The organism is Klebsiella sp. D-Nf1 (assembly GCF_002810515.1).
GTDB lineage: Bacteria > Pseudomonadota > Gammaproteobacteria > Enterobacterales > Enterobacteriaceae > Klebsiella > Klebsiella variicola.
Window position 1 is genome coordinate 338,942 of sequence record NZ_PIOK01000002.1, and the last position, 11,973, is coordinate 350,914.

Here is an 11,973-nt window from a genome sequence, read left to right on the forward strand (position 1 = left end):
GGAGGGGGAATGAAGGGATTGCCGAAACACACTATCGCGTGGCTGCTATTCTGCGGCAGCCTCGCCGCCCCCTCGGCGTGGGGTTTCGAGACTAATTATGACCGCGGACGGGTCGAATTTGCCGGGCGGGTGACGGATATCTCCTGCAGCGTCGCGCTGAATGGCGGTCAGCATGCCGGCAATGGCAACGTCTGGCTGGCGCCAGTCAGTCTGGCGGAAGTACACGATCGCGGGGCCGGGGCGTTTATGAAGCCGCAGTCTTTTACCCTGGCGCTGTCAAACTGCCAGTTGCGCCATGATGGCGGGGCCGCCTCGCAGGACGAAGTGCGACGTGTCAGCGTTCGCTGGATCGACGGTTTTTTACTGACGGCGGTTGGGAATGAGAATGCGGGCTATCTGGCCAATACCTTGCCAGATGGGGCGCAGAATATTTATCTGGCACTGTCGACCAATGATAATAATACGCTGGATAAAAGTAATAAAATTGTCCCGACGGACCCGCAGCAAAATCAGGTGCATTTGCAGGAAAGCGCGGTCAGCAGTGGCTTGTTTACCTATTACGTAGGCTACGTTTCCCCAACGCCAAAAAGCGCCACTAGCGGACCGATTACCAGCTGGGCAACGTGGGAATTAGTTTATAACTAAGCAATGTAAAAAAGCCGGGAAATCCCCGGCTTTTTTATCTGCGAATATCGTCAGCGACCAGTTGTTCAATACTGACTTCCTGCCAGTAATGCCCTTGAATGGCAAACCACTCCATTCCCTGCAGCCATTTTTTATGGGCTTCGCTTTCCACACCTTCAATAATCACATTGTGATGATTGCGGGATAAAAAGGTCACCAGCGCATCCATCAACTGGCGGCCGGACTCTTTGCGCATCAGATGCCAGAAAAAATCTTTATCAATTTTGACATAGTCAAAATGATAACCTCTGATGGCGTTAATCCCCGCATAGCCTGAGCCGAAGTCATCGAGCCACAGCGAGGTATCTTGCGGGCTTTGCCAGGCAGCCAGGGAATTATTGAGAAGATTCTCAGCGTTTTCGGTCACTTCAAAATGGACGCAGGTGAGTGCGGTAATTTTATCTTTTATTTCCTTCTGGCGCAGCAGATTCAGGATATGGTCATCGACGTTAATCGTGGCGGAAATGTTGTTGCGTAAAAACCATTCTTTATGTTTTTCAATCAATGCCAGTTGCTCGAGAAAAATACGCTCACGAACCGCCGCGGTAGCATGACGAAAAAAGTATTCAGGAGAGACGGGAAGATTATCGAAGCGGCTCAGGCATTCGACCGCGACTAAGGTACCTTGTGGGGAAAACATTTTCTGAAAGACGTAGCGTACAGCGATATCATTACGAGATAAAATGTTGTCTTCGGTTATTTTAGTGTTCATTATCCCTCATCACGAGGTTAGTCAGACAATAGGCAGAGGATACACTAATTATAGGCTACCTGATGATTAATGGGAATGGCAGGAAATGTAAATCAACAGCGAATAAGTACGCTTTATCCGCTATTGATTTACTGGAGCATAATTTAACATTGATGGAGTGCGGCAATACGCTGGTTCATCGCGCGGGAATTATCAATGCCCAGCTTTTGCATGATATGGATACGATGGCTGTGAACCGTTTTATGGGCAATGCCGAGCAGGGCGGCAATGCGCTTGTTATTATTGTTGGCAATCAGCAGTTCGAGGATCTGGCACTCCCGCGGCGAAAGCTGTTTGCGCAACCTTCGCGGTGGCAGCTCGCTGGCACCCTCTGCGCGTTTGACGATAGAAGAAAAAATAGATAACGGACATTTTTCGCTAATAATCATAGCATTATCAACAGTTATCAACTCTCTGCACAGCCCGGCAATGTCGCTTTTTACTACCAGCACCGGCTGCTGGCAGCGCTGCAGGGAAAGGCGGAGCGCGTTCAGCAGGTCGACGATTCTGATGGCAGAAATATCCTTATTAATTAAATTGAAAATAACCGTCTGGGCCAGAGGTAGATGTTTCCCATGGATAACATCGCCATAACCCAGACGCGTGGTATTTTCATGGCTATCAATAAGGTAGTGATAGATTGAGTGACCAATGAGATTATCATTGGAGTACAGCAATATACTGTCCAAGGGTATCAGATTCTCTTTTTGCGCTTGGCTTCTAAGATCAGGTCCAGCAGTATCTTCTCTATTCTGCGCTGGTCGTCGAGATGGCGGAACTTAAACTGACAGGATATCTGGTAGTAGCTTTCACTCTCTTCATTGGCGTCATCAAGGGTGATAACAATGACATTCTTTACCACCAGGTCGATGGTGATCTCACCATATTCCGCAAGCATCAGCACAGCATTTTTCAGCAAGGCGTTATGGTTGAGAAATTTCAGATTCGGCGTCCTGGTGATCAATGCGCAACCGCCATCTGAAATGTCTTTGATGTCGAAAAGATAGTTTTCGCCATTTTTATGGCGACCGCGGCAATAAAAGTCATGTTCGTGGCGTAAACGAAAGCGGGGATCGCGGCGGCGCTGTACGACCTGCAGACATTCAGGCAAAGAAAAGGCGTAGCGGATACCTTTATCCACACCGCTATTGTCATGTTTTGTCAGGGGTGCATTAAACTCAATTTTCCCTGAATCGCTATGCAGGAGAAAGCGAATTTTATGCCCCGGCGGGATTTTGCGATGGGTCTGAATATGGAACTCGGCAAAATCCACACGTGTCAGTTGGGTTACGATACTAGTGTTGTTAAAAAATATTTCAATTTCAGTACGTTTGCGCAACTCCTCTCTGAAAATAGCAATAATTTCATACTTACTGGTCTTTATCGTTCCCTCTGTCATGTGCTTCCCTTGTAAATAGTTGTCGTGAGGCGTTTGATTTTTCTTATAGCAATAGCAACATTCTGATTGGGTTAATCAGATGTTTTTATGAGCGTTTGATGTTATTGACTATCTTTGCAGCCAGATTGATATGTATAAACTTGGAATTCGATATTGTGTTTCCTGTAATCAAGAGTTTCAAATTTTGGTCATGACAAAAACGACAACGGCCTCCATGCTGGAGACCGGTCGAAGGATAAAAACATAAGTTTGATTAACGGGGATAATGAGAAAACGATCGTCGATCACACCCCATTTGTAAGATCTATAGTGCCAGCAGTGTTGAGGTTTTTCCAGGCAAATATTAAGGATAGATGTCGTTCCCCCCTTTCTCCCCACGGGTCAGGGGCGTGCGCTGGTGGCTATATTATCGAGGATGCGCAGGGCGTCTGCCGGCAGGACCAGCTGCGCGGCGGCAATATTTTCCGCCAGATGCGTGCGGGATGACGTGCCGGGGATCAGCAGAATATTCGGTGAACGCTGAAGCAGCCAGGCCAGGGCGACCTGCATCGGCGTCGCCTCAAGCGAGGCTGCGACCTCGTTCAGCTCCTGCGCCTGCAGCGGCGTAAAACCGCCCAGCGGGAAGAAGGGCACCCACGCGATGTGCTGCGCGGCCAGCGCATCGACCAGCGCGTCGTCGGCGCGATGGGCAATGTTATAGAGGTTTTGCACGCAGACGATGGGCGTCATTTTCTGCGCATCCGCGACCTGTTTTGCCGTCACGTTGCTGAGGCCGATATGGCGGATCAATCCCCGCGCTTTGAGCTCCAGCAGGGTAGTGAGCGGCGCCTCCAGCGAGCCTTCCACCGGGCCGTGAGGGCTGAGCATACTGCGCAGGTTCACCACCTCCAGCACGTCGAGCCCCAGGTTACGCAAATTATCCTCGACGGCCTGGGTCAGCTCGGCAGGCGACATGGCTGGCAGCCAGTTGCCCTTCTCGTCGCGGCGGGCGCTAACCTTGGTGACAATACACAGGTCGTCAGGATAGGGATGGAGCGCTTTGCGGATCAGCTGATTGGTCACATGCGGACCGTAAAAATCAGAGGTATCGATATGGTTTACCCCGGCCTCGACGGCAGCCTGCAGGACGCGCACCGCCTCCTCGGGATCTTTCGGCGGGCCGAAGACGCCGGTGCCGGCCAGCTGCATCGCGCCATAACCCAACCGATAAACCTGGCGATCGCCGAGCGTGCCGCGACCGGATAAGGTGACACTGGACATACGAACTCTCCTTACGGTGGCTAAGCCGTAAGTGTAATCCGCTCAGGGGAAAGGGAAGGGCGAGAATGTTGTCAGAATGTGCGGCAGCGGCTCAGGTAAGCCGCTGCCGCCAGAGGCGATTAGCCGAAGAACATCACTGAAACGCAGAGCAGGCCGACCACCAGCGTAATGGCGTTACCCACCGAGCGGTACGGTTTAAGCGCCGGAATAAGCCAGGTGGACAGCGTGGGCATGATAAACAGGATCATGGCGATAAGCGGCCCGCTGATGGCGTAGATCATCGAAATGGCATTCGGGTTGATAAAGCACACCGCAAAGGTGAAGGCGGAGACCAGCAGGATCGACATCGCCCGGTTGAAGGCGCGGCTCTTGCGCACGCCGACCAGCGCCAGCGAACTTTTGACGATTTCGCTGGCGCCTTCAATCACCCCGAAGTAGGTGCCAAGGAAGGATTTCGACATGGCGACCACGGCGACGATGATGCCGGTCACCGCCAGCCAGCCGGGCGCGCCTGGCACCATCGACAGGGCGGAGAGGATGGTCACCCCCTGATCGCGGGCGCTTTCAATATAGGTCGCCGGGATCGCCAGCAGACAGCTGAAGACGAAAAACAGCACGCTGGCGCAGATGATGGTGTAGGCCACCTTCATGATTTTTTTGCATTTACCCATGGCCAGGTCGCCATGTTTCTCCTGCTGGTCGATAGCAAAAGTAGAAATGATCGGCGTATGGCTAAAAGCGAAAACCATCACGGGAATGGAGATCCAGATCTGGTGGAGCGTGTGGGTGCTGAACTGCATCTGGCTGGTGAGGTGCTCGGGATGCCAGTCGCGGATTAAATAGAGGGAGAGAAACAGGAAGCAGGCGATAAGCGGGAAGACCAGAAAGCCCATCACCCTGATGGTGACCTGCCGTCCCATGAGAAAGATCAGGTTGAGGACCAGCACGACGCCCAGGCTCAGCAGCGCGCGCAGCGCGGGGGTAACCGGCGTACGGTGTGCCACCTGCTCGGCCAGCGAGTTGGTGATGGCCACGGCATAGATGAGCACCACGACGAAGAAGGCGAGGAAATAGAGGCCGGTGATCAGGTTGCCAATTTTCTTACCATAGTAGTGATTGACTGCGCCGGTGATCCCGGTTCCCGGCGCGATATTGGCCGAGAGAATAAACTGGCTCAGCGCTTTGTGAGGCCAGTAGGTGAGCGGCCAGGCGACCAGCGCGGTGATGAAAAGGACAATGGCGCCAGCCGAACCCAGCTGGATCGGTAGAAATAGCGTCCCAGCGCCTACTGCAGTGCCATATAAGGCAAAACTCCATAGAGTTTCTTCTTTAGACCAAATTTTAGACATTATGCGACTTTATCAACCGGTAAACCAAAAAAAAGGAGTGCAATTTACCATATTTATGGTTCGTCTGTTGCGATAGTTTTTGGTGATAAAGTCGCGGCGGATCGAGGAGGATCCGCCCGGGGCACTACCCGCGCGCTGGCTGGCGTGGGCGGCGGCGGCGGATAACGCGCTCGCGTAGGGTGTCCCATACCCAGTTAAACGCCATGGTGTAGGGCAGGAAGAAGAGCATGAAGCCGATCTCCAGCATAAACGCCTGCAGCAGCGATACGCCCAGCACGATGGCCACCATGGTGACGCCAATGATGACGAATCCGGTCTCAAAGCCCAGCGCGTGCAGCGCACGTACTTTCAACTGGCGGGGAAAGCGGGAGACCGGCCACAGGCGATCGAACGCCGCGTTGTAGATGATATTCCATACCATCGCCAGGGTGGCGAGCAGAATGCTCAGCCCGCCCATCTCGACGACCGAGCGCTGCATCAGCCAGGCGGCGGTAGGGGCGAGGATCAGCGTCGCCAGTCCTTCGAAGGTGATGGCGTGGATAACGCGTTCCGTGAGCGTCTTGCGCTGATGAGGGATCTGTTGCATGGCGAGCGACCTCCAGTTATAGCCTGAACAGGAAATTACCCGGCATTTTATGGAAAAATATGATAAACAAAAGATAGAAACCATCGATAAAGTAGATAGATTATGCGTTATTCCCCGGAAGCGTTAACCGCCTTTGTGGAGGCGGTCGACAGCGGATCGTTTTCCGCCGCCGCCCGTCGCCTGCGTAAAAGCCAGTCGACGATCAGTACCGCTATCGCCAACCTGGAGGCCGATCTCGGCGTGACCCTCTTTGACAGGGCAACGCGGCAGCCGACGCTGACGCCACAGGGGGAGCAGGTGCTGAGCTATGTCAAAGCGATCCTCGCCGCCAGCGAGCGGTTGGATGAGCTGGCGGTGTCGCTCTCCGGTGAAACGGAACCGCGGCTGACCTTCGTGCTCTCGGACACCCTGCACCCGGACGTGCTGGAAGATCTGCTGGTGCAGTTTGACCGCCGCTTCCCCCACACCGAGTTTGAGTGTTTGATTGGCGAAGACGAGGATGTGATCGATCTCCTGCAAAAAGCCCGCGCCCAGGTGGGGCTGATTGAGGCCAGAGATCGCTACCCGACCGACATCGGCAGTACCCGCCTGCCGCTGCAGACGGCGATGGGCATTTACGTGGCGCCTGACCATCCGCTGGCGGCGCAGGGCAAGGTCGTCTGGGATGAGCTGCGCAGCTGGCGTGAGCTGCGGTTGAGCACCTTTCTGGCCAGCGCCACCGAACCTGCCGCAGGTCAGGTCTGGTCGGCGCCAAACTACCTGCTGCTGCTCAGCATGGCAGTACAGGGATTTGGCTGGTGCATTCTGCCCTGTGCGCTGGTGGCGGAGTTTGCCCCACAGGGCGGGCTGGTGGCGCTTGATATTCCCGGCTGGCCGCGGGCGATTTCGGTCGATCTGCTGTGGAATAAGAAAACGCCGCCGGGGGCAGCTGGCAGCTGGTTGCGCGAGCATCTGCAGCGGCGTGAACGTTAATAAAAAGCGGTTTCTTTGTGATTGGCTTCACTTTTTTTAAACAATTACAAAGTTTTTTGATAACAATTATCTAGTATATCGCTGTTTCTTTGCGCAAAAGCACGGGCAGGGGTAGAGGATGAAGGATGTCGTGATCGTCGGGGCGCTGCGAACGCCGATTGGCTGCTTTCAGGGCGCCTTATCGCGCCATTCAGCCGTCGAGCTGGGGAGCGTGGTGTTGAAAGCGTTGGTTGAGCAGACAGGGATCGATCCGCAGAGTGTGGATGAGGTGATCCTCGGCCAGGTGCTGACCGCCGGTACCGGGCAAAACCCCGCGCGGCAGTCCGCAATTCGCGGCGGGCTGCCTAACACCGTATCGGCCATTACCATCAACGACGTCTGCGGTTCCGGCCTGAAGGCTTTGCACCTCGCCACCCAGGCGATCCAGTGTGGGGAAGCGGATGTGGTGATCGCCGGCGGCCAGGAGAACATGAGCCGCGCCCCGCATGTGCTCACCGACAGCCGCACCGGCGCCCAGTTGGGCAATAGCCAGCTGATTGACAGCCTGGTGCATGACGGCCTGTGGGATGCCTTCAACGATTATCATATGGGCGTCACGGCGGAAAACCTCGCCCGGGAATACGGCATCAGCCGCGAACTGCAGGATGCCTGGGCGCTCAGCTCACAGCACAAGGCACGCAAGGCGATTGATTCCGGCCGCTTTCGCGACGAGATTGTCCCGGTTATCACCGAGCATAACGGCGCCGCGCGCGCTGTGGATACCGATGAACAGCCGCGGGTGGATGCCAGCGCGGAAGGGCTGGCCAGCCTGCAGCCTACCTTCGACCGCCTCGGGTCAGTGACCGCCGGCAACGCCTCCAGCATCAACGACGGCGCGGCGGCGGTCATGATGATGAGTGAAGCCAAAGCCCTTGAACTGGGGCTGCCGATCCTCGCGCGGATCCGCGCCTTCGCCAGCGTCGGGGTCGATCCGGCGCTGATGGGTATTGCCCCGGTGCACGCCACCCGTCGCTGTCTGGAGCGGGCCGGCTGGCGGCTGGACGACGTCGATCTGATCGAAGCCAATGAGGCCTTTGCCGCTCAGGCGATCTCGGTTGGCCGGGTACTGGAGTGGGATGAACGGCGGGTCAATGTCAACGGCGGCGCTATCGCCCTCGGCCACCCCATCGGCGCCTCCGGCTGCCGGATTCTGGTGTCGCTGGTGCATGAAATGATCAAGCGTGATGCCCGTAAAGGGCTGGCGACGCTGTGCATCGGCGGCGGTCAGGGCGTGGCGCTGGCGGTAGAGCGCGCCTGACGCGACGACAGTCACACCTCACTGACCATGGCCTCCTGCGGGAGGCTTTTTTATGCGCCGCGCTTTGCCGAACCCTGCTTTTTCTCCTGTATTTCACTTTCCCCTCAGCGAATTTATTGAGCTCCGTCACGTCTTGTTGTGCCACATTTTTTGAAACAAATAACTACGATCCTGGTCACTAAAACTAAGTTGCTTAAAAAATAAAATAACGTTTCATAAAAACGAAATGACATTTTATTTATTATAAGGGGTACCCTATGTTAAAACGATCTCTGGTTCTGGCCGCCCTCTGTGGTATGTCTTTTGCGGCGACTGCGGTAACGATAGATTTACGTCATGAATTTATTGATGGCGGCAAGAGCGATAAAAGTAATGCCGACCGCGTCTCCGTTTCCCACCGTTTTGCCAACGGGTTAGGCTTTACCGTCGAGGCCAAATGGCGTTCGGGTGGCGACAACGGTTCGCAGCCCTATTCAGACGTGGTGGGTAATGGTCATGAAGACACCATCAGCTGGCGCTGGAAAGCAACGTCGAACTTTTTCCTCACCCCCGGATTTACCATTGAGAGCAACGACAGCCGCTCCATCTACAAGCCGCACCTCCACGTGCAATACAGCTTCGACAACGGCTTCTATGTCGCCGCTCGCTATCGCTATGAATACACCCGCTATCCGAACAACGCCGGCAAAGATGATGACAAAGTTAACCGCGGCGACGCGTGGGCCGGGTTTGCGCTCGGCGACTGGCGTACAGAGCTGAACTATGTCTATGCCCGCAGTTCCGAGGGGGTCAGCCGTAACGACAACAAACCCTACTCGCAGGAATATAACGTGAAGGTGGCTTATAAGCTGGATAACAACTGGTCACCGTATGGTGAAATTGGCAACGTCGGGGTGAACGACCGCAGCGATCGTCAGACCCGCTTCCGCGTTGGGGTCGCCTACTCATTCTGACAGACCATTCAGCCCTCATCGTTTGTTTTCCCCGGCGCCGTCAGCCGGGGTTTTTTATGGGTGAAAGAGAAGGGACAAAAAAGCCCTCCGCGAAGGAGGGCAAGGCCAGTGACAGAAAGACGTGTGGCGTGGATCAGGCGCTGAGCATTGGCGGATGCTCGGGTAATTTCGCGATATAGATGGCCGGTTTACCGTCTTTATCGGAGCTGAACAGAATGGCGCTGTCGTCCGGGGTAAACGAGGGGTGTGGGTGAGTCACCTGACGGCTGTTGGCCACCGTCGCCCACGAGGTATCATGACGCGCGACGCGGAAGTAGCGTTTTTGCGCCACGTTAAAGACATACAGATAAGGATCGTTATCAATGGAGTAGCCGCCGGTATCTTTGACATCCACCGGGGTCCCTGAGCCATCGCCCACCAGCAGCGTGCCGTCGAAATTGCTCATCAGATGCGAGCAGGCCGGCATCGTCATCAGGGCCTCGTTGACGCCGCTTTCGGGATCAAAGCGATAGATAGTCCGCCCCTGCTGACCTTTCAGATAGGAGACGTAGATCAGCGCCGAACCGTCCGGTACCCAGAATTCATGGGTGCAGCTTTCGCCCGGGGCATGCGTTTTCACTTTGCGGACGTGGCTGCCATCTTCATTGACCAGCCACATGCGGGCGTCCACCAGATCGTGCGGCCCTTCATGGCAGAAGGCGACGGTGTGGTCGTCGAAGGGACGATAGATTGGGTGTCCCAGCCAGATTTTTTCCTCATGGATCACCTGGCTCTCTCCGCTGTGCAGGTCGACGCGCAGCAGGCGGCAGTGCGGTCCTTTGTGGAAGAAGTCATGGAAAATCTGCCAGTCGTTGAGCGGCGTCCAGTCACTTTTCGCAATCTCAATGCCCACCAGTTTGCTGCAATCGCTGTTTGCCACCCAGGTGCCGTAGCCGACCCAGTCATCACTGACGCGATAAACTTCGCGCTCGGCGAGGGTGGTCAGGTTCACCTCCAGCAGGGTGCGGTCATTTTTCACGTAATAAAGCGACTTATCGTCCGGGGAGAGGAAGCCGCCGAAGGTGTTATCCCCGGCGCCTTCCGTCAGCTGGATGGCCTCGGCGCTGGCGATATTCAGCAGATAGTAGTTCCAGTGGCCGTCAAACTCGCCGGCGAACAGTAAATGGCTGCCATCGTTAAAAAAACACTTCTGATAGAAGTAGTTGCGATGACAGGTGACCTCCGGAGGGGTTAAGCGGGTAACTTCCGCTCCGGTATCCGGATCGTGGCTGACCTGATAATTCAGTTTGACCCGCATGCCTTTAGCCATGTAGTGCTCCTTTCTTTCCTGCGATGCCGCTGGACCAGAGGCGTGTCGCTGAGTGATGTGTTTTAAAAGATGAGTGTTAATTTATCAAAACATTGTTTCATTATTTGTGATGCTTCACGCAGTTCAGCGTAATTCCCGCATTTTCAGCGGCCTGTTGGCCTGTCTTCTGCCGTCTCTTCAGACAACCGATTGAATCATCATCCTTTTAAAATCGCTTCCGGCCCGGCGCGTGCCGCCAGGTGCCTTCGCTTTTTCTTTTTTTGCAATCGACATCATAAAAAATGAAACATCGTTTTAATTATCATTGAAAATGACAAGGGGCGAGGCTAAGATGGCTCCCATCAGCAAAACGGAACTCTGTTTTATTTTCATTATGGTGGGCTATGCCCGAGAGTTCGCCCCACGCTCAGCTCCGCCATCGGCGTTGGCCGGGCCGAGAGAACCTTGCCTGCATGCAGCAGGCTCTGAACGATTAAGGAACACATTATGATTCTTGATGCATTCTCCCTGCAGGGAAAAGTGGCCGTCGTGAGCGGATGCGATACCGGTTTAGGTCAGGGGATGGCCCTCGGGCTGGCGGAAGCGGGTTGCGATATTGTTGGTATCAATATCGTTGAGCCAGTGGAAACCATCGAGCGGGTGACGGCGCTGGGACGCCGCTTTCTCAGCCTGACCGCCGACCTGCGCCAGATCGACGGTATCCCCCAGCTGCTGGAGCGTGCGGTGGCCGAGTTCGGCCATATTGATATTCTCGTCAATAACGCCGGGCTGATCCGCCGTGAGGACGCGCTGGCGTTCAGCGAAAAGGACTGGGACGACGTCATGAACCTGAACATCAAGAGCGTATTTTTCATGTCCCAGGCGGCGGCGAAGCACTTTATCGCCCAGGGCAACGGCGGGAAAATCATTAACATCGCCTCCATGCTGTCATTCCAGGGCGGGATCCGCGTGCCATCGTATACGGCGTCCAAAAGCGCGGTGATGGGCGTGACCCGCCTGCTGGCGAACGAATGGGCCAAACACAATATCAACGTCAACGCCATCGCCCCGGGGTATATGGCGACCAATAACACCCAGCAGCTGCGCGCCGACGAGCAGCGTAGCAGCGAAATTCTCGACCGCATTCCCGCCGGGCGCTGGGGCCTGCCGGCCGATCTGATGGGGCCGGTGGTATTCCTTGCCTCCCCAGCTTCCGATTACATCAATGGCTACACGGTGGCGGTGGACGGCGGCTGGCTGGCGCGCTAAACGCCTCCGCGACGGCCGGGGCGGTGAGTATCGCACCGGCCGAGTGAGCAATTATTGTCCATATCAAGAAGTGATAATCGTCCATATTCCATATCGCCTGATTAATGTTACTGCCCTGTATGAACAGGGTTATTCACTATGACAAAGGCATTTTTTGTTACTTCG

12 protein-coding genes are annotated in these 11,973 nt (G+C 55.1%); 5 read left to right on the forward strand and 7 right to left on the reverse strand.

The genetic code is table 11. The features are described 5' to 3' along the window. Positions 1-9 precede the first annotated feature (9 nt). The gene (gene mrkF / locus CWM54_RS11655) at positions 10-645 is read left to right on the forward strand and encodes a type 3 fimbria minor subunit MrkF (protein WP_100697157.1); all 636 of its coding nucleotides are present in this window, start codon (positions 10-12) and stop codon (positions 643-645) included. A gap of 34 nt (positions 646-679) precedes the next feature. On the opposite strand, the gene mkrJ is transcribed toward mrkF, so the two are convergent. The 6 genes from mkrJ to CWM54_RS11685 all read right to left on the reverse strand — a co-directional run bounded on the left by mkrJ (position 680) and on the right by CWM54_RS11685 (position 6,029). Continuing rightward, positions 680-1,396: a phosphodiesterase MrkJ gene (mkrJ, locus tag CWM54_RS11660; RefSeq protein WP_074387641.1), complete on the reverse strand. Its 717-nt coding sequence runs from the start codon at positions 1,394-1,396 to the stop codon at positions 680-682. Positions 1,397-1,539: 143 nt separating this feature from the next. Continuing rightward, entirely contained in the window at positions 1,540-2,112 is a 573-nt protein-coding gene (locus tag CWM54_RS11665; protein WP_100680734.1) for a LuxR C-terminal-related transcriptional regulator, read from the reverse strand. Between the two features lie 17 nt (positions 2,113-2,129). Next, entirely contained in the window at positions 2,130-2,834 is a 705-nt protein-coding gene (gene mrkH / locus CWM54_RS11670; protein WP_061153394.1) for a transcriptional activator MrkH, read from the reverse strand. Between the two features lie 381 nt (positions 2,835-3,215). Beyond that, entirely contained in the window at positions 3,216-4,094 is an 879-nt protein-coding gene (locus CWM54_RS11675) for an aldo/keto reductase family oxidoreductase (protein ID WP_100697159.1), read from the reverse strand. A 119-nt stretch (positions 4,095-4,213) separates the two neighbouring features. Further along, entirely contained in the window at positions 4,214-5,443 is a 1,230-nt protein-coding gene (locus CWM54_RS11680; RefSeq protein ID WP_061153396.1) for an amino acid permease, read from the reverse strand. Between the two features lie 124 nt (positions 5,444-5,567). Further along, positions 5,568-6,029 (reverse strand): multidrug/biocide efflux PACE transporter, encoded by a 462-nt coding sequence (locus CWM54_RS11685; RefSeq protein ID WP_061153397.1) that lies wholly within the window; start codon positions 6,027-6,029, stop codon positions 5,568-5,570. A gap of 102 nt (positions 6,030-6,131) precedes the next feature. On the opposite strand from CWM54_RS11685, the gene CWM54_RS11690 reads away from it, so the two are divergent. From CWM54_RS11690 to ompK26, 3 genes are all read left to right on the forward strand, one after another. Beyond that, on the forward strand, positions 6,132-7,001 hold the full coding sequence (locus CWM54_RS11690; RefSeq protein ID WP_100680736.1) for a LysR family transcriptional regulator: 870 nt from the start codon (positions 6,132-6,134) through the stop codon (positions 6,999-7,001). Positions 7,002-7,119: 118 nt separating this feature from the next. After that, on the forward strand, positions 7,120-8,298 hold the full coding sequence (locus CWM54_RS11695) for an acetyl-CoA C-acetyltransferase (RefSeq protein WP_100680737.1): 1,179 nt from the start codon (positions 7,120-7,122) through the stop codon (positions 8,296-8,298). A gap of 257 nt (positions 8,299-8,555) precedes the next feature. Beyond that, positions 8,556-9,251 carry a KdgM family porin OmpK26 gene (gene ompK26, locus CWM54_RS11700; RefSeq protein WP_012967271.1) on the forward strand — a complete coding sequence of 232 codons (696 nt, stop codon included), beginning with the start codon at positions 8,556-8,558 and terminating at the stop codon, positions 9,249-9,251. A 133-nt stretch (positions 9,252-9,384) separates the two neighbouring features. Here the strand turns inward: ompK26 and CWM54_RS11705 are convergent, their stop codons facing one another. Beyond that, positions 9,385-10,560, reverse strand: a complete 1,176-nt coding sequence (locus CWM54_RS11705; RefSeq protein WP_012967272.1) for an oligogalacturonate lyase family protein — start codon at positions 10,558-10,560, stop codon at positions 9,385-9,387. A 486-nt stretch (positions 10,561-11,046) separates the two neighbouring features. On the opposite strand from CWM54_RS11705, the gene kduD reads away from it, so the two are divergent. Continuing rightward, positions 11,047-11,808, forward strand: coding sequence for a 2-dehydro-3-deoxy-D-gluconate 5-dehydrogenase KduD (gene kduD, locus CWM54_RS11710; protein ID WP_057213035.1), 762 nt, complete (start codon positions 11,047-11,049; stop codon positions 11,806-11,808). Positions 11,809-11,973: the final 165 nt, after the last annotated feature.